Genomic DNA, 17012 nt, shown 5'->3' with positions numbered 1-17012 from the left:
TCGGCTCCCAGGCGACCGAAGTGGCGGTTCGCGTCGGCGTGCTCAACCGCATGACGGCGCTCGCACGTCCGCAATCCTCTCGCATTGCCTGAATTCAAGATCACACGACCGCCTTTGTCTTCAAACCCGATTTATGCAACAACGCCCTGGCGATCCGGAAAAGATCAATGCGAAATTCAAGGTCACCGGCAAGAAGTTTCCGGCGTCGACCGAATATGAGTCGAATCAGAAGTGGATCGGACAACGCATGCGTGCCGATGCGCGGATGGAGCGGCAAATGATCGTCCTCGACTCCCTCAGCGCAGCCTTCCACGCAATGGTTTCGACGGGAAGGGCTGCCGCATGAAGCTCTACATCGCGGGTCCAATGACCGGTTACGTCGACCTCAACGATGATCGGCGTCTACAACATTCTGTTCACCGCAGCGACGGCCTTCACCGTCACCGCTCCGGACGGTCAAACCGCAACGGGATCGACGGGTGGCCGCACTGGAGAGCCAGATGAGGACTTTCGAACAGGAGATCAGCGCGTATCGCGCGGAGCTTTTGACGAACACGGAAGCGACGCTCCGCGTCGAGTCGAACACAAAGGAACTGGTCGAGTTGCTGAAGCTCGCTAAGTCGGGCGTCGGCTTCTTCACCGCGACAGGGCGCGTGCTCCGCCGTGTGGTTATCTGGGTCGGCCCGTTCCTCACGGTCGCCGGCGCTCTCTGGGCTCTCGCTCACGGCAAATGGCCGTCACTGGACTGATATGAACCCGAACGACTTCATTTACGCGATCGCGCCGGCGGCGCGCGCGAGCGCGAAGGCGACGAAGATCCCTGCATCGTTCGTCGTGGCGCAGGGCGCGCTCGAGTCAGGCTGGGGCACGTCCGCGCTCTCGAAACAGGCATTCAACCTGTTCGGTGTGAAGGCCGACTCAGCGTGGCATGGCGACGTGCTCACGATGGATACGCGAGAGTTCCTGAAAGGCCAATGGGTGACGGTGTCCGCGAAGTGGCGCAAGTACCCGAACTGGCAAGCGTGCATCGACGATCACGCGGCGTTTCTGCTGAACAACAGGCGCTATCAGCCCGCGTTCGCATATACGAGCGGCTCGACATTCGCGCTCGCGATCGCGGCGGCCGGGTACGCAACCGATCCGCAATACGGCCAGAAGATCGTGTCGATCATCAAGGCGCACAACCTGTCGACGCTGGACTCCGCTCCCGCCTGACGCAGACGGACAAAAAGATGGCCCGACGGCGAATCGCTCATCGGACCTTAACACGCACCGGAAATCGGGGATGACCTTCCGGTGCGTAAATCTACAGGTCCGTCGATCAGCAAACAAGACGAAAAAGTTGCTTCCACCACGACCGCCTTCGGGCGGTTTTTCCGTTTACGAACATGCCAATCATCAAACACCTCGTCGACGCGGCGAAGGGCAAGCATCCCATTGCGTCAAAGCGCTCGACGCATTGGCCGACCGTGCGTAAGCACCACCTCGAGCAAAACCCAACGTGCGCGGTGTGCGGCGGCGCCGACAAGCTTGAAGTGCACCACATCCGGCCGTTTCACCTGCACCCGGATCTCGAACTTGATCGGTCGAACCTCGTGACGTTGTGCGAGGCGAACAAGGGCGGCGTGAACTGTCATCTGCACTTCGGCCACCTGGGAAATTTCCGCAGTTTCAACGTCGAAGTCGTCGCCGACTCGCATCACTGGCACGACAAGATCTCTCACCGGCCGCTGGCCGATTCCTGAAGGAGAAAGCGTGAATAAAACTTCCAGCCTCATCACGGGCGGCCTGACCGTCAGCGCAGCTGAACTCGTGCCCGCAGTCGAATGGATCCTCGGCGGTTGCCGCGGCCCGGTACCGGCCAGCGTTTCTTCGCTCGTCGCCGGTCTGGTGGCCGCAGGCATCCACGCGGCATACAACGTCGTCGCCGCGCGCGCGGCAGCAAAGACGCAATTCGCGACGGCGCCGCTCATCAATCCGGTGAACGTCATTTCGCCCGCGGTGTCGGTGCCCGCCGGCGCACACCAGTAAATCCCCGCCGCACCCGCGGCAAATTTCAAAGGAAACCGAGATGAAAAAAATGCTGCTTGCGGCAGGCCTCGCCGCGCTCATGTTCTTCGCTGGCTGCGCGAATGCGCCGCAGGTCGCCAGCAACTTCCAGGCGCAAGTCGCCAAGGCTTGCGCAGTAGTTCAGCCGACGCTGTTGTCGGTGCAGGCCATGACGGTCAGCGACCCGACCCAACAGGTCATCATCGGCCAGGTGGTGAAGCTCAACGGCTCCGTGTGCGCCGCCAATGCATCGGTCGATCCTTCCAACGTGGTCGCACTCGTTAATACGTCGATTCCGGCCGCCGTGCAGGTGATCGCGCTGCTGCCGATCGACGATGCCGCGAAGTCGGGTGCGCAGATCGGGCTGATGGCGTTTCAGGTGGCTTTGTCGGCCGCGCTTGCGCAGTACGGCACCCCGACGACCGCCGCGCCGGCGGCCGCATTCGGAGCGGCGACGCAATGAGCAAGTTCCTGACTTCGCTGGTGATGGAGAACGCCACCGGCATCGATGACGGGAAGTGGCGCCTGACAGCGCCGCTGATCTACGACTCGGATGTCACGGGGAAGGTGATCGTCGTGCCGACCGGCTTCGTCACGGATCTCGCATCGGTGCCGCGCGTGCCGATCGCGTACATGCTCGCCGGTGGGACCAGCAACGAGGCGAGCGTCGTGCACGACTACCTCTATACCGCTCACATCGTCGACCGCGAGACGGCCGACGCGGTGCTGCGGGAGGCGTCGGCTGTGACGGGCGTTCCGGCGTGGCGCCGCGCGATCATGTGGGCGGCAGTGCGTGCGTTTGGCGGCTCGCATTGGGATGAGAAGCCAATCGCTGCGTGATAACAGCCCATAGCCTGTATTTCATTTTTACAGGCTATGGGCTGTATTTAATGGCTGGCTGGCCGAGGGGGACGATAAACGAATTGATCTCGCTTTGCTCGAGCGGGTCCCGACCGCCAATGCACACGACGTGCCCGATTTCCGTCACTCCGCGTCCGTTGCCAGTCATGGCGAGTTTCATTCCGTGGTAGTCGCCGACTCGATAGACAGTGGGTTCCGGTGCCCTGCCGAAAGTAAAACCTTGAGCGCACGCGGGTGCCTTGGGGCTGGTTTGAATAACAAGCAGGTCACCCTCGGCTTCCAAGATTGATTGGAGCCGTGCGATATATTCAGACAGCTTCATCCTTTCTCCTCGGACTGCCGAAAAGCGGCGCGACAATCTTACATTTCCCGCTTCCTCATTCGCGTCGATTTGCTAATGGCGTCGAATATGAGCCTGCAGGCCGCGGGCTGTACTGCGCCATCTTATGTGTTCGTCAGCGCTTCATTGAACGCCAGCACTTTGTCAGACATGCTTTCTGACAGGGCAACCAGTTCCTCCCCATCCTCGACGGCAGATGGAGGTGGGACGGGTCGCTGATCCTCGAAATAGAAGTCCATAGCAGTGGCCAACGCATCTGCGGCCATGATCACGGCTTCATCGATCGTGTCACCTTGGGTGATCGCCTCGGGAATGTCCCGGAACGTTACAACGAATCCGCCTTCCTCGAACGGTTGGAATCTAGCCGGGTACCTCAACATGTTCGTCTCCCTTATGTTTTGCCAAAGCCTAAAGCAGCCTGCCTACAGTAGCCAGCATTCTTCACTTTAATCCAGTTGAGCGAGCGGCCGCGCATATAGACGGACCATGTTCGCTTTGCCACCATTCCCTCGAAGTCGTTGAGCTGCACCTGCTCGAACACAAGCTCCCCGACGCCTTCAACATGCGTCGTATAGGCGAGGTGCGGCGTGTCGTCAAAGCTGTCGCGAAGCTGTTCTTTGCGCTCGAATAGCGGTCTGTCTCGAACGTCCCGCTTCCCCGACGAGAGCATGTCAAACACGTATAGCCGCGCCGGGCACTTTTTTGCGGCAGCCGGAACGTTCCTGGGCAATAGTGTGCGGGCCCGTTGCTGGAGGCTGGCAAATTCGATTGCACCTCGACCGCTACCGACGGTTAGCTCAGCATCCCACACAAAATCGCCGGGCACGGCTGCGATTGCCTTCACAATCTCTGGAAATGAGGTGTTGAAGAAATTGCCTTGGCGGCTGATCAGATCAACCTGTTCGCCATACTTCCTGACGAGGCATCTGAAGCCGTCAAGCTTCCATTCGAACACCCAGTCGCGGTTCGAGAACGGACGCGTTTGCAACGTCGAGTGCATCAGATCTGTAGCTTCAATCATCACCGCCATCGGAATCGTCATCGCGTCGCCGGGCAGGCGCAATCATCGGTTGCGTCGTATCGATCCCTGCGAGTTCGAGCGCAGCGTCTATGACTTCGATCTCTGGGCGAAAGTCCAGCGTCCATTCCTCGCCCTCGCACCTGATGATATTGCTGTCATGTATGACGAGTGTATAGCGAGCGAGAAGGAGCGCTTCGACGATTTTCGCCTGACGCTCAGCTTGTTGGATGAACTCGGTAGTATTCACGGCACCACCTCCTTGCCGTAGGTGCCGCACGAATCGAGCCTGATTCACTACGCAGGTACGTCGACCGGAATGCGGGCCGGTGCAATGTCCGGCGTGACGCTACGGCGCACGCGGTTGCGACTGCGGCTGCTGATGAGCGCGGTAGCCGGTTGGAGGTCAATGTCGAGCGAACCCTCGAAGCGCGGGCCTTTGCGCTTCAGGATCTCAACCGATGCGCCTACTTCGGAAGGTCTCACCGCGACCCTCAGGTCCGCCGGCGATGCGTCGCGGGCTTCGCTCAAATGGCGCATGACGAAGAAAATCGTTGTGCTCGATCTTGCGGCAAGAAGGAGACGGCGTAGAGAGTCGGTGCGCACGTGCTTTTGCCAGAGCAACACTGCGGCGCACGTGCCGGCGGTCAGAGCCTGTTCGGCTGACCATAGCTGATCGCGTGCTTGCTGCGCGCGGACTAGGATGAGCCGCTCCGGCGAGATGCCGGCATACGCTAAGCCGTGTGCCGACGGTTCAGCCGGTGGGCTGAGCAACAAGATTGGCGCCGATAATTTCGCGAGCGCTGGCGCGATCAGCCGCATTTCTCCGCACCCGTGGGTCTGCGCCAGTATCTCGATGAGTGAGCTGATAGGCCATCCTCCGCCGGGCAATTCCGCCGATAGGGACGGGTATCCGGTCTCGACTGTCGAAATCCGGCCGCGCGCCAACTGTGACGCGCGCCAGAGCGACGGGTGAATGCTTTCAGGTTGTGGGGCCGGAACAGTGCTCATGACCGCCTCTGATACTGTGCGGATATACAGTATAGACCACTCTCCCGCATGCGCTCCCTATTTGCCGCAGATCAAGTGCGCGACCTGCCCGAACGCGGTCCTAATGAATGGCCATGCGCCAAGGACGAACATAACGGCTGATGTCCATCCAGCGATGCTAGCTGCGACGAACCACCTTTCTCCCTTGCGGGTCATTTCGAACGCACGCCTCGCTTCCAACTCATCGGCGTCAAAGCGCTTGATACGCTCGAATATTTCGATGTTCCTGCCCAGCCATCCTTGCGCGTTGAAATACATATCAAATCCGGCAGCCATGAGTCCGACCATAAATAGAGCGGCCGATGGGTAATTTCCTAGCATCGCTTTCGCCACACCGTCGCTCGCGAAGATTGCCGCGACGCCGGCGAGGCCAGCGCTGTTTAGCAGCGCCAGAGTCTTTACGGTTTCGAGAATCCATTCTTTGAAGAGGCCGTCTGTTTGCTGTTTCCACTCAAAAAGCGACGCTCGTACCCTACGTCTACTTTCCTCTTGCAGGTCCATTTTTGCCCCCGGTCTGATGTTCAATTTGTGTCTAATACCGAATCAAGGAAGTCGTCCACATGCCGGCTTGAGACGCTCAAAAAAACAGCATGCATTAGACGAATCTGATCGATCGCCAATACTAATGCGCTTCTCTGGCGAGTGAAACCCCGCATGGGGTGCAGGAATGCGAGCGTCTTTTTTGCGCGAATTCGGCGAAGAAAATTTCAGAACGACTGCCCTGAAACCCGCATAAAACCGTTGTTGTCAGAGTGTATTTTGTTCCGAGATTATTTAGGCCGATCCTTCCCTGTCAAGGCTTAGGGCGATTTTGACGGCTGGATTGTGATTCCTGTCGTCGTGGGTTCGAGTCCCATCAGCCACCCCAAAGAATTCAGAAACGGCATTGCGAGAAATCGCAATGCCGTTTTTGTTTTGGCGTCCGTGACATGCGACGCGCTGTCGTTCAAAGAATTGAACGCGCGCGCATCAGGTCAACCGCAGATTCATCCCTTCCGCAACGGCTTCAGCAACTCCTTCAAGCCGTTGTGATCGATCTCGTGCATCAACGCGAGCAGCCTGCCGATCTCGCCAGGCGGAAATCCTTCGCGCGCAAACCAGTTCAGATAATGTCCCGGCAGATCGGCGATCACGCGGCCTTTGTATTTGCCGTAAGGCATCGTGCGCGTCACGAGTAATTCAAACTGTTCGACATTCATTTCAAGTCCACCTGTTCAGCGCCGGGCATCTCAAACCCGTTTCCGCCGATGATGCCCGCTTACATGCGCGCCTGCATCGCGTTCGAGCCCGAACACATCGACGATCGCCACCAGCCCGACGGCCGCCACCAGCAGGAAAGCAATGCTGAAATCGGCCGGCGTCACCGACTGCGCTTCATGTCCATGCAGCCACGCTGCAACCCGCAGTGCGATCGCGCCGAGCGCGACGCCCATACCCATCGTCATTTGCGAGAGTGTGCTCGATAACGTCGATGCGCCGCTCATCTGCGGCTTCGGTACATCAGCGAACGCAAGCGTGTTGACCGCAGTGAACTGCAGCGAGCGCGACAAGCCGCTAGCAAACAGCACGACGGCCATCGGGACGAGCGGCGTCGCAGCCGTCAGCAGACTCATCGCCGCAATGCTGATCGCCGCGAGCGCGCCATTCACGAGCAATACCGGACGAAAGCCAAAGCGCCGCATCACGGGCGTCGTCACGAGCTTCATCGACAGGTTGCCAGCGAACACGATGAGCGTCAGCAGCCCCGAATGGAACGCATTCATGCCGAAGCCGAGCTGGAACATCAGCGGCAGCAGAAACGGCACGGCGCTGATCGACACGCGAAACAACGAGCCGCCGCCCATCGCGACAGCAAACGTCTTCACACGAAACGCCGACAGATCGACAACAGGATGCGCGCTGCGGCGCAGATGAAAGAGGGCGCCGATGCCCGCGCCGAACCCGCCCGCGAGAAACGCGAGCGCTTCGCGCCACGGCGCATCCGAGCGTCCGAGCAGTTCCATCGCATACATGACGGCCGTGCCCGCGATGCCGCACAGCGCGAAGCCGATGCCGTCGAACGGACGTTTCTGCGATTCACCTTCCGCGCCGATAAAGCGCCACGCGAGCACGATGCCGAGAATCCCAAGCGGCACATTCAGATAGAAGATCCAGCGCCACGACGAGTACGTCGTGATGAAGCCGCCGAGCGGCGGTCCGAGCACGGGCGCGACGAGGCCGGGCCAGGTGATGATCGAGATCGCGCGCATCAGGCCGTCCTTGGGCGTCGCGCGCAAGACGGCGAGCCGCCCGACGGGCACCATCATCGCGCCGCCGATGCCCTGCACGATGCGCGCCGCCGTGAACTCGACGAGCCCGTTCGTCATCCCGCATACAACCGACGACGCCGTGAACACCGCGAGCGCCGCCGTGAACACGTTGCGTACGCCGAAGCGGTCGGCGGTCCAGCCGCTGATCGGGATGAACACGGCGAGCGTCAGCAGATACGACGTGATGCCGATGGAGAGATCGACGGCATGCACGTTGAACGACTGCGCCATCTGCGGCAGCGCGGTCGCGATGATCGTGCCGTCGAGGTTCTCCATGAAAAACGCCGCGGCCACGAGCGTCACGATCAGCGACTGCCGTCCGTGCGACGGGACGGATGACGTGGACGGCGTATCTGACATCGACATGACTCTCCGAACGTTGTAAGCGCATCGAAACCGGCCACGCGCCTGGCCAGATGCCTGGTCATGTGCCGGCGCGGCCAGCCGCTATTCTAGCCACGCACGCGGTTCGCGCGGACATGGTAATTTCGCCTTTTCCCGATTTATCACCCGCAAGAACACGAACAGGAACCAGGCGATGGAATACCGCAGACTCGGCGATACGGATGTGAAGGTCAGCCTGATCGGTCTCGGCACGATGACGTGGGGCGAGCAGAACACGGAGCGCGACGCGCACGAGCAGATCGATTACGCGCTCGACCAGGGCGTTACGCTGATCGACGCCGCCGAGATGTACCCGGTGCCGCCGCGTCCGGAGACGCAGGGCTTGACGGAGCGCTACATCGGCACGTGGATCGCGCAGCATCGCAGTATGCGCGACAAGATCGTGCTCGCGACGAAGATCGCAGGTCCCGCGCGTCAGCCGCACAACCCGCGTCACATTCGCGGCGAGGGCAACCAGTACGACCGCAAGAATCTCACCGAGGCGCTGAACGACAGTCTCAAGCGTCTGCAAACGGACTACGTCGATCTGTACCAGCTGCACTGGCCCGATCGCAGCACGATGACGTTCGGCCGCCCGGCGTATCCGTGGATCGACGATGCATACACGGTGCCCATCGAAGAGACGCTCAGCGTGCTGGCGGATTTCGTGAAGGAAGGGAAGGTGCGTCATATCGGCGTATCGAACGAAACGCCTTGGGGCGTCGCGCAATTTCTGCGCGCGTCGGAGAAGCTCGGTTTGCCGCGCATCGTGTCGATCCAGAATCCGTACAGCCTGCTGAACCGCACGTTCGAAGCGGGGCTGTCGGAGTTCTCACATCGCGAGCATGTCGGGCTGCTCGCGTATTCGCCGCTCGCGTTCGGCTGGCTGTCGGGCAAGTACGAAGGCGGTGCGCGTCCGGCGGGCGCGCGCATCACGCTATTCGAGCGCTTCCAGCGCTACAGCAAGCCGCAAGCCGTGCAGGCAACGACACGTTACGTCGAGCTTGCGAAGCGCCACGGCCTGTCGCCCGCGCAGTTCGCGCTCGCATTCGTCAACAGCCGGCCGTTCCTGACGAGCAATCTGATCGGTGCGACGTCGCTCGATCAGTTGAAAGAGAATATCGCGAGCGCCAATGTGAAGCTGTCGCCGGAAGCGCTTGCCGAAATCGACGCGCTGCACGAACTGCAGCCGAACCCCGCGCCCTGAGCGGCACGCCGCGCGCCGCGATGCCAATGTCGCGGTGCGCTGGCGGCAAGTGCACGAACGCACCCAGCGCCACGTTCAACAGCACGCGGTCGTGGATAAAAACCACCCGTCGCGCCGCTTTCGTCCCCACTTTTTACGATCCCGTTCGATCCGTGTAGAGTGACCGCTGCCGCGTGCCGATGCGGCAGCCCAGACGGCGCGCGAGCCCGCGCATGCCGTACGAGCGGCAACGTAGTCAACAACACAACGACCAATCCCCACGACGATGAACGCTACGCGTCCCACCACTTCGTCCGCCGCCTCGACCTGGCCGATTTTCGTGCTGCTCGCCATCGTCGGGCTCTTCTACGTCAAATGGTTTCCGTATTACAACCGCGCGTTCACGGCGGCATCGACGCATTCGATCGGCGCGTCGATCCTGATGGGCAAGGCGTCGAGCCCGCCTGCGCCGTCGTGGAGCGCGGCGCTGGCCTACGCGCTCGCGTACGGTAAGGCGATCTGGCAGGCGATGGTGCTCGGCCTGCTGCTCGGCTCGGCCGTGCAGGCGCTGCTGCCCGCGCATTGGGTCGCGCGGCTGCTCGGCAAGACGGGCTTCGGCAGCGTCGCGGCGGGCGGCCTGCTCGCGCTGCCGGGCATGATGTGCACGTGCTGCGCGGCGCCCGTCGTCGCCGGACTGCGTGCGCGGCAGGCTTCGCCGGGCGGCGCGATCGCGTTCTGGCTCGGCAATTCGGTCCTCAACCCCGCGACGCTCGTGTTCATGGGCTTCGTGCTCGGCTGGCACTGGGCCGGGTTGCGGCTCGTGCTCGGCATCGCGATGGTGTTCGGCCTCGGCTATCTGGCGAACCGGCTCGTGACACCCACGGAAGCGCAAGCGGCCGACGCGCACCTCGTCGAACTGGTCGGCGAGCAGCGTGACGGCAATCCGTTCGCGCGCTGGCTGTCGATCTTCGCGCGGATGGCCGTACGCCTCGTGCCGGAATACATCGTGCTGGTCCTGCTGCTCGGCGCGGCGCGCGCGTGGCTCTTTCCGCAAGTCGGGCCGGAGATCGGCAACGACATCGTATGGATCGTCGCGCTGGCCGTCGCGGGCACGCTGTTCGTGATCCCGACGGCGGGCGAGGTGCCCATCGTTCAGGCGATGCTGTCGCTCGGTATGGGCGTCGGGCCTGCGGGCGCGCTGCTGATGACGCTGCCGCCCATCAGCGTGCCGTCGCTCGCGATGCTCGCGCGCTCGTTCCGGCCGCGCGTGCTGAGCGTCGTCGCCGTCGGCGTGGTCGCGTTCGGCGTGCTGGCCGGGCTGCTGGCCGTGGCGCTCGGCTTCTGAGCAAGCGCTTGTAATTAAAACGCGGCGTCGCGGCGGCGAATCTCGTCCTAAACTGGGGAGGCAAGCGCGCGATCGCATGCATCGCCTGGTTGCATGGGCGTTGCCTTGTTGCACTGCAAGACGCAGGCGGACGGACGCAAATGCTACGATGGCGCCCGTTCATGCTGCCAACGCGGCGCAAGACAGGACGAATCATTCAGCTGCAGAAAACGGCGTGCAAGCGCCAACCAGATAATTCAGGACATCGCATGGCCCAACAAAAGACCAATCCGAAACTCGAGCAGGCGCTGACGCGCGGGGATCTCGCTATCCGTCAGGCCAACTCGGCACGCGCAACAGCCGTGCTGCGCGCATTGGGCAAGATGATCATCGACGCATCGGCGACGATCGGCGTCGAAGCGCATACGTCGATTCCCGACGGCGACCGCATTTACGATCCCGTCGACGGCATGTGGCCGCAGGCGCTGCTCGTTTCGCTCGATGGCCCCGTCGAGGAAGCCGATCCGGAAGAGTTGCGCACGATCCGTTTGCGCTCCGACGATCCGGGTACGATGTTCCGCGTGGAATGGCATCGCGCGGACGGCAAGATCGGTCGCCAGGAAGGCGGGCCGTTCGCGACGGTCGAGTTCATCTCGGACGTCGACGTGCCGTGGTCGGACGACGAAGAGTGATCTGATTGAATCGGCTTGAGGGCGCCGCCGCGTATGAACCTGCGCGCGGCGCCCTCAGCGCATCATGCGGCGGCGGAACAGCACCGCCGATACGCAGAACGGCACCACCACATACGCGGCCAGCACGGCCACGTGCAGCGCCGCGTCGTTCATCGGACGGTCGAGCAGCGCTGGACGGATAAGGTCGACGGTGTGGGCGAGCGGCAGCAGTTGCGCGGCGAACTGCGCAGCGTGCGGCAATTGCGACAGCGGAAAGAACACGCCCGAGAGCAACAGCATCGGCGTGAGCACCAGCGTCTGATAGAACATGAAGAAATCGTACGAGGGCGCGAGCGCCGTCACGATCATCGCCGTGCTCGCAAACGCAAGCCCCGCCAGCACGATGACGGGCAATGCGATGAGCATCGACGGAAAGCTCGCATAACCGAGCGCGCCCGCCACGACCATGATGGCGGCGCCCGACAGCACAGCCTTGCTGGCCGCCCACACGACCTCGCCGAGCACGATGTCGCCGAGTGTGAGCGGCGTGTGCATGATCGCTTCCCAGGTGCGCTGTACGTGCATCCGCGAAAAGCCCGAATACATCGACTCGAAGCTCGCCGACATCATCACGCTCGACGCCACCGTGCCCGCCGCGAGGAACGAGATGTACGAGACACCGTCGACATATCCGACCATGAGCCCCAGGCCGAAGCCGAGGCCGAACAGGTAGATCATCGGATCGGCGAGATTGCCGAACATCGACGCGAGCGCGAGCTTGCGCCACACCAGATAGTTGCGCCGCCAGACGGCAATCCAGTTGACGGCGTTCGCGGGCAACGCGGCGAAGCGCTCGCGTGTCGCGGCGTGCTCGGGGGTGTTGTAGGTGCGTAAGTCCATGTGTGCGGTGCGCCTGATGTCGTTGGCAAATTATTGTGTGCCCGTCAGTCCTGCATTTCGCGGCCGGTCAGACGCAAAAACACGTCTTCGAGATTTGCCGGCCGGTGCAGATAACGCAGCCCCGCGCGCTGTTTCAGCCGCGCATGAACCGGTTGCGGGTCGTCGACATAACAGAAGAGCGTCTCGCCGCTGATCTCGGTGCGTACCGACAGCGGCGCCAGTTCGTCGCGCAGCTTTGCCGGATCGGGGCCGTACACTTCGATCACGTCGCAGCCTATTTCCGAAGCGATCAATTCATTCGGCGCGCCTTCCGCGATCTTGCGTCCTTCCTCGATCACGCACAGCCGGTGACACAGACGCTCGGCTTCTTCCATGAAGTGCGTGGTCAGCAGAATCGTCTTGCCGCGCGCGAGCAGCGAGCGCAGCCGCTCCCAGATCAGATGGCGCGCCTGCGGATCGAGGCCTGTCGTCGGCTCGTCCATGATGAGCACGTCAGGGTCGTTGATGAGCGCGCGCGCGAGCGTGAGCCGCCGTTTCATCCCGCCCGACAACTCGCCGACGCGCGCATCCGCCTTGCTTTCGAGGCGCGCGAATTCGAGCAGCGTCGGCACCATCGCGCGACACTGCGCGGCGGACAGGCCGAAGTAGCGGCCGAACACGAGCAGGTTTTCGCGGACCGTGAAATCGGGATCGAGATTGTCGAACTGCGGCACGACGCCGACGCGCGCCCGCGCGAAGCGTGAGCGCACTGGAATCGGTTCGCCGCACAAACGGATGCTGCCTGCATCGGGTGCCGCAATGCCGAGCAGCATGCGCAGCGTCGTGGTCTTGCCTGCGCCATTGGGACCGAGCAGTCCGAAACATTCGCCCGCGCGCACATGAAACGACAAGCCGTCGACGACAGTTTTCTCGCCGTAGCGCTTCTCGACCTGATGAAATTCGATTGCAGCTTCAGACATACGAAGACGGATGTTCCCTGAATAGGTGCGTGTCGGGTGCAAAGCGGGGTGCAAAGCGCGAGACGGCTGCCTATTTTAGGGCATCGTGCGCGCCACGTTTGGCGCATGGATGCGCATCGCTGGCGGATCGTGTGCACGATCTTGCACCGCGTCATGGCGGACTGCGCGGGCCACCGCACTTAGCGTTTTCCATCCCTTGCATGTGGAATTGCGGCGCACCATGATTCAGATGAGACCGCGATAGTCGCGGGCATGGGGGGAAGCAAAATGGCGAGCTACAACAAGATTCTGCTGTGCTACGACGGCTCGCGTGAAGGCCGCAAGGCATTGCGTTGCGGCGCGAATCTGGCGCTCGATCTGGGCGCGGAAACGCATTTGCTGTCGGTCGTCGACATGCGTTCGAGCATCGCGCAAAGCGCAGGCCTGCTGACGGACGTCGCATGCGGCAGCTTCGAAAAGACCGCGCGTGAAATTCTGCAGGAAGGCGTCGACTGGCTCACGGAACGTGGCGTGAAGGCGACGGGGCATTTCGCGTTTGGTCATCCCATCGACGAAATTGCGTCGCTAGCGACCGAGTTGCACGCCGATCTCGTGGTGGTCGGGCATCGTTGCCGCACGGGACTGTCGCGCTGGTGGATGGGCGCGGGCAATACGCCGCTGCTGGACCGCGTGTCGTGCAGCATTCTGGTCGCGTGCTCGTCGGCGGCTGAGGAGGAGCAGGCGGCTGCGTGAGGCAGCCGCCATCTGGCGCACGTGTTGTGAAGAAGCGTCAGCCGTTCAGATCGACGGCTGACAGCTTCCACGTGAAAAGCCCCTGCCTACGAAAAATCGCCGCATAGCGCGTGTCGCCGACACCGTGCTGATAGCTCACAACGAACTCATTGACACCGCGATATCCCGCCGTGGTTTGCGGCGGCTGCGGCGGCGTGTTGCTATTGGCACTAGCCTGGCTAGATGCGGGCGCAGGCGTTTGTGGCGAGTTGGGCGCCGGATTGTCCGCTCGAGCAGCGGGCGGCGGAGGCGGGCGCTCTCCCGGTTCGCCGCGCGGCGGAATGCCGTTGAGCAACGCGGCGACACCATCCGGCGTCGCATAGGCATCGACGAGCGGACCAATCAATGCAACGCCGATCATCGCGCCGATGGCAGCTAGCGGATTGCCGTTGTGCTGCACGTCGAGCCGGCGCGTCAGCAATCCCGTGACCTGTAGCTTGAGGCTGTCGCGCAGCGCCGGATAATCGACGTACGCGTTGACCGTTTCGACATCTCGGGAATCGGCGGCGCGTTTGAGCCGGTCGAGCGCGATATACGGCGATGCGTACGCATAACCCAGCGCGGCCACGACGACGATCACGATCAACGCGATCAGAATCGACCGGCCAACCCGGCCTTTCATCCTTATCAAACCTGCCATTGTGCAGAACGCTCCGTTTTCAATATCGATCAGGTGTGGACCCGATCGGCACCGAAACGATCCCGCAAGTTTGCAAGCAAGCGTTTCTCAGCGTGAATGTCACACGCCTGTACCGCGCTCACGCCGCCTGCTGGGCCAACTGATCGCCTTGCTCCGCAATCGCGCGATCGATCATATTGCACACGGCGTCCACCGTGCCGACCATGATGAGTCGCGACGACCCGTGGTAGACCCGCACGGGCGCGCGCCGCGCCGGTTCCGCATTGAGGCCCGAGTTCAGCGACACGCGTGCGAATGCCGGCTGCGCGGACGGCAGCGGTTGGGGTTCTTCATCGAACAGCGATGCCGTGCCGCCCGTGACGTTCGACGCAAGCGCCGTCAGCGAACCACAAGGGACAAGCTCGCGCAGATGGCGCAGACGACCGAACTGGCGAAAGGGCAGCAAGCGGGCAAGGCGTTCCATGAGTCTCTCCAGACAGTGTTCAGCTAATTAGAATTCCGTCGGTCGGATCAACCCGACCGCGATGCCTTCCAGCGCGAACTCCGCGCTGCCGGCCTGAACAAAAATATTTTCGTAATCGGGGTTCTCGGCGATCAGCTCGATGCCGTTGGGCCGGCGCTTCAGGCGCTTCACGGTCACGTCGTCACCCAGACGCGCGATGATGATCTGGCCGTCTTTCGCTTCGCTCTTTTTCTGCACGGCGAGCAGGTCGCCGTCGAAGATGCCCGCGTCGCGCATCGACAGGCCGCGCACCTTCAGCAGGTAGTCGGGCTTGCTGGAGAACAGCGACGGGTCGCACGTATAAGTCTGCGAGATATGTTCTTGCGCGAGGATCGGGCTACCGGCTGCCACGCGGCCCACGAGCGGCAGTGACAACTGCATGATGCTCGCGTGCGGCAGCGTGAACTGGTGCGGGGAATCGTCCTGGCCCGCGAGCAGGCGGATGCCGCGCGACGCGCCCGCCGCCAGCTCGATCACGCCCTTGCGCGCCAGCGCCCTCAGGTGTTCTTCCGCCGAGTTCGCCGAGCTGAAGCCGAGTTCGGCCGCGATCTCGGCCCGCGTGGGCGGGAAGCCCGTGCGCTCGATGGCGCGGCGGATCAGTTCGAAAACCTGTTGCTGACGTGCGGTGAGTTTGGTCATGGCGCCACTGTATGGATAGACAGGTGACTGTATTTTTATACAGTATTCGGCGCATTTCAAGCTTTACTTTAAGTTCGTCGCGGCGGGTGTCGTGTGAACGTCGAAAGGCGACGCTGAAACGACGCTACGGACGCGCTCGCGGACGCAAACCATTCCTTTACCACTATTGCGTATTAAAAAATGAAGAAACATTATTTTTAATGATGAAGCCACCTGGATAGACTGCCTTCCATTGATGCAGCAGCAACGCCCACGCAGCGGCAGAGGCGCTTGCCGCTTGCGCAGCAGCGAAACGCGGCAATCAGCGGAAACCAGGCAGTCACACCAACAAGACGGAGAAGGTCGATGGGCATTCGGATCACGGGGTTGGCAGGAGCACAGAAGGCAAAGCGCGGCAGCGCGAAGCGGTTGGTCGCGGCGCTCGCGCTGGGCGCTGCGTCGGCGGTCGGGATGATCGCGCAGGCGCATGCGGACACCACGCTGCTGAATGTTTCCTACGATCCGACCCGCGAGCTGTATCAGGACGTCAATCAGGCCTTCGGCAAGGAATGGAAGGCGAAGACGGGCGAGTCGGTCACCTTCAAGCAGTCGCACGGCGGCTCGGGCGCGCAGGCGCGTTCGGTGCTCGACGGCCTGCAGGCCGACGTCGTGACGCTCGCGCTCGCTTATGACATCGACGCGCTCGCGAACAAGGGCCTCATCAACAAGGACTGGCAGAAGCGCCTGCCCGACAACGCGTCGCCGTACACGTCGACGATCGTGTTCCTCGTGCGCAAGGGCAACCCGAAGCACATCAAGGACTGGGACGATCTCGTGAAGCCGGGCGTGTCGATCGTGACGCCGAACCCGAAGACGTCGGGCGGCGCGCGCTGGAACTATCTGGCGGCATGGGCGTACGCGTCGCATCTGCCGGGCGGCAACGACCAGAAGGCGAAGGAATTCGTGTCGAAGCTGTATAAGAACGCGGGCGTGCTCGACTCCGGCGCGCGCGGCGCGACGACGAGCTTCGTGCAGCGTGGCATCGGCGATGTGCTGATCGCATGGGAAAACGAAGCGTTCCTGTCGGTGAAGGAATTCGGCACCGACAAGTTCGAGATCGTGGTGCCGTCGGCGAGCATTCTGGCCGAGCCGCCCGTCGCCGTGGTGGACAAGGTGGTCGACAAGCATGGCTCGCGCAAGCTCGCCGACGCGTATCTGAACTTCCTCTACAGCGAGCAAGGTCAGGAAATCGCCGCGAGGAACTTCTACCGTCCGCGTTCGAACAAGGTGCCGGCCACGCTCACCGATAAGTTTCCGAAGCTGAAGCTGTACACGGTCGACGACTCGTTCGGCGGCTGGACGAACGCGCAGAAGACGCACTTTGCCGATGGCGGCGTGTTCGATTCGATCTACCAACCGCAGTGAAACCA

Annotated in this window: 25 protein-coding genes; 12 read left to right on the top strand and 13 right to left on the bottom strand. The window is 62.2% G+C overall.

Annotated features, from left to right (window positions below):
- The first annotated feature begins 133 nt into the window (after window positions 1-133).
- The 7 genes from SB822_RS46305 to SB822_RS46275 all read left to right on the top strand — a co-directional run bounded on the left by SB822_RS46305 (window position 134) and on the right by SB822_RS46275 (window position 2889).
- Window positions 134-346: a hypothetical protein gene (locus SB822_RS46305; RefSeq protein ID WP_090838939.1), complete on the top strand. Its 213-nt coding sequence runs from the start codon at window positions 134-136 to the stop codon at window positions 344-346.
- A 154-nt stretch (window positions 347-500) separates the two neighbouring features.
- Window positions 501-749 carry a hypothetical protein gene (locus SB822_RS46300; RefSeq protein ID WP_090838941.1) on the top strand — a complete coding sequence of 83 codons (249 nt, stop codon included), beginning with the start codon at window positions 501-503 and terminating at the stop codon, window positions 747-749.
- A 1-nt stretch (window position 750) separates the two neighbouring features.
- Window positions 751-1215 carry a glycoside hydrolase family 73 protein gene (locus tag SB822_RS46295; protein WP_090838942.1) on the top strand — a complete coding sequence of 155 codons (465 nt, stop codon included), beginning with the start codon at window positions 751-753 and terminating at the stop codon, window positions 1213-1215.
- A 173-nt stretch (window positions 1216-1388) separates the two neighbouring features.
- Complete coding sequence (locus SB822_RS46290) at window positions 1389-1745, top strand: HNH endonuclease (RefSeq protein WP_090838944.1); 357 nt, start codon at window positions 1389-1391, stop codon at window positions 1743-1745.
- 10 nt (window positions 1746-1755) lie between these two features.
- Entirely contained in the window at window positions 1756-2031 is a 276-nt protein-coding gene (locus SB822_RS46285) for a hypothetical protein (protein ID WP_090838945.1), read from the top strand.
- 40 nt (window positions 2032-2071) lie between these two features.
- Window positions 2072-2512: a hypothetical protein gene (locus SB822_RS46280; RefSeq protein WP_090838947.1), complete on the top strand. Its 441-nt coding sequence runs from the start codon at window positions 2072-2074 to the stop codon at window positions 2510-2512.
- Window positions 2509-2889, top strand: a complete 381-nt coding sequence (locus SB822_RS46275) for a DUF1353 domain-containing protein (protein WP_208525948.1) — start codon at window positions 2509-2511, stop codon at window positions 2887-2889. Before SB822_RS46280 ends, SB822_RS46275 begins: the two co-directional genes overlap by 4 nt.
- A 34-nt stretch (window positions 2890-2923) precedes the next feature.
- Here the strand turns inward: SB822_RS46275 and SB822_RS46270 are convergent, their stop codons facing one another.
- From SB822_RS46270 to SB822_RS46235, 8 genes are all read right to left on the bottom strand, one after another.
- Window positions 2924-3232 carry a hypothetical protein gene (locus tag SB822_RS46270; RefSeq protein WP_090838949.1) on the bottom strand — a complete coding sequence of 103 codons (309 nt, stop codon included), beginning with the start codon at window positions 3230-3232 and terminating at the stop codon, window positions 2924-2926.
- Between the two features lie 122 nt (window positions 3233-3354).
- The gene (locus SB822_RS46265; protein WP_090838952.1) at window positions 3355-3630 is read right to left on the bottom strand and encodes a type II toxin-antitoxin system HicB family antitoxin; all 276 of its coding nucleotides are present in this window, start codon (window positions 3628-3630) and stop codon (window positions 3355-3357) included.
- Window positions 3631-3641: 11 nt separating this feature from the next.
- Window positions 3642-4292 (bottom strand): DNA ligase, encoded by a 651-nt coding sequence (locus SB822_RS46260; protein WP_244144506.1) that lies wholly within the window; start codon window positions 4290-4292, stop codon window positions 3642-3644.
- Window positions 4264-4518 (bottom strand): hypothetical protein, encoded by a 255-nt coding sequence (locus SB822_RS46255; protein WP_090838969.1) that lies wholly within the window; start codon window positions 4516-4518, stop codon window positions 4264-4266. The genes SB822_RS46260 and SB822_RS46255 overlap by 29 nt, the downstream gene beginning before the upstream one ends.
- Window positions 4519-4565: 47 nt before the next feature.
- Window positions 4566-5279 carry a translesion DNA synthesis-associated protein ImuA gene (imuA, locus tag SB822_RS46250; protein WP_090838954.1) on the bottom strand — a complete coding sequence of 238 codons (714 nt, stop codon included), beginning with the start codon at window positions 5277-5279 and terminating at the stop codon, window positions 4566-4568.
- Window positions 5280-5336: 57 nt separating this feature from the next.
- Window positions 5337-5819: a hypothetical protein gene (locus tag SB822_RS46245; RefSeq protein ID WP_090838956.1), complete on the bottom strand. Its 483-nt coding sequence runs from the start codon at window positions 5817-5819 to the stop codon at window positions 5337-5339.
- Window positions 5820-6304: 485 nt separating this feature from the next.
- Window positions 6305-6517, bottom strand: coding sequence for a DUF3820 family protein (locus tag SB822_RS46240; RefSeq protein WP_007588014.1), 213 nt, complete (start codon window positions 6515-6517; stop codon window positions 6305-6307).
- 30 nt (window positions 6518-6547) lie between these two features.
- The gene (locus SB822_RS46235; protein WP_090839029.1) at window positions 6548-7993 is read right to left on the bottom strand and encodes an MFS transporter; all 1446 of its coding nucleotides are present in this window, start codon (window positions 7991-7993) and stop codon (window positions 6548-6550) included.
- Window positions 7994-8165: 172 nt separating this feature from the next.
- Here SB822_RS46235 and SB822_RS46230 point away from each other — a divergent pair, with 172 nt between their 5' ends.
- The 3 genes from SB822_RS46230 (at window position 8166) to SB822_RS46220 (ending at window position 11213) form a co-directional block, all read left to right on the top strand.
- On the top strand, window positions 8166-9218 hold the full coding sequence (locus tag SB822_RS46230) for an NADP(H)-dependent aldo-keto reductase (RefSeq protein ID WP_007737340.1): 1053 nt from the start codon (window positions 8166-8168) through the stop codon (window positions 9216-9218).
- A 265-nt stretch (window positions 9219-9483) separates the two neighbouring features.
- Window positions 9484-10542, top strand: a complete 1059-nt coding sequence (locus tag SB822_RS46225) for a permease (protein ID WP_090839030.1) — start codon at window positions 9484-9486, stop codon at window positions 10540-10542.
- Window positions 10543-10790: 248 nt separating this feature from the next.
- Complete coding sequence (locus tag SB822_RS46220) at window positions 10791-11213, top strand: hypothetical protein (RefSeq protein ID WP_007588002.1); 423 nt, start codon at window positions 10791-10793, stop codon at window positions 11211-11213.
- A gap of 54 nt (window positions 11214-11267) precedes the next feature.
- Here SB822_RS46220 and SB822_RS46215 read toward each other — a convergent pair whose 3' ends face one another.
- Both SB822_RS46215 and nodI read right to left on the bottom strand, forming a co-directional pair.
- Entirely contained in the window at window positions 11268-12092 is an 825-nt protein-coding gene (locus tag SB822_RS46215; RefSeq protein WP_090839033.1) for an ABC transporter permease, read from the bottom strand.
- 44 nt (window positions 12093-12136) lie between these two features.
- The gene (gene nodI / locus SB822_RS46210; protein WP_086916371.1) at window positions 12137-13051 is read right to left on the bottom strand and encodes a nodulation factor ABC transporter ATP-binding protein NodI; all 915 of its coding nucleotides are present in this window, start codon (window positions 13049-13051) and stop codon (window positions 12137-12139) included.
- Window positions 13052-13318: 267 nt separating this feature from the next.
- Between nodI and SB822_RS46205 the strand changes: the two genes are divergently transcribed.
- Window positions 13319-13783, top strand: coding sequence for a universal stress protein (locus tag SB822_RS46205; RefSeq protein ID WP_007587993.1), 465 nt, complete (start codon window positions 13319-13321; stop codon window positions 13781-13783).
- Between the two features lie 37 nt (window positions 13784-13820).
- On the opposite strand, the gene SB822_RS46200 is transcribed toward SB822_RS46205, so the two are convergent.
- The 3 genes from SB822_RS46200 to lexA form a co-directional block, all read right to left on the bottom strand.
- Complete coding sequence (locus tag SB822_RS46200) at window positions 13821-14462, bottom strand: DUF2939 domain-containing protein (RefSeq protein WP_090839035.1); 642 nt, start codon at window positions 14460-14462, stop codon at window positions 13821-13823.
- A gap of 118 nt (window positions 14463-14580) precedes the next feature.
- The gene (locus SB822_RS46195; RefSeq protein WP_090839037.1) at window positions 14581-14925 is read right to left on the bottom strand and encodes a hypothetical protein; all 345 of its coding nucleotides are present in this window, start codon (window positions 14923-14925) and stop codon (window positions 14581-14583) included.
- A 27-nt stretch (window positions 14926-14952) separates the two neighbouring features.
- Entirely contained in the window at window positions 14953-15603 is a 651-nt protein-coding gene (gene lexA, locus SB822_RS46190) for a transcriptional repressor LexA (protein ID WP_007587989.1), read from the bottom strand.
- Between the two features lie 345 nt (window positions 15604-15948).
- Here lexA and SB822_RS46185 point away from each other — a divergent pair, with 345 nt between their 5' ends.
- Window positions 15949-17007: a sulfate ABC transporter substrate-binding protein gene (locus SB822_RS46185; RefSeq protein WP_007587988.1), complete on the top strand. Its 1059-nt coding sequence runs from the start codon at window positions 15949-15951 to the stop codon at window positions 17005-17007.
- The last annotated feature ends 5 nt before the right edge of the window (window positions 17008-17012 follow it).

It is taken from the genome of Paraburkholderia sp. SIMBA_054 (genome assembly GCF_046534875.1).
Classification (GTDB): Bacteria; Pseudomonadota; Gammaproteobacteria; order Burkholderiales; family Burkholderiaceae; genus Paraburkholderia; species Paraburkholderia hospita.
This window is presented reverse-complemented; position numbering and strand designations above follow the sequence as displayed.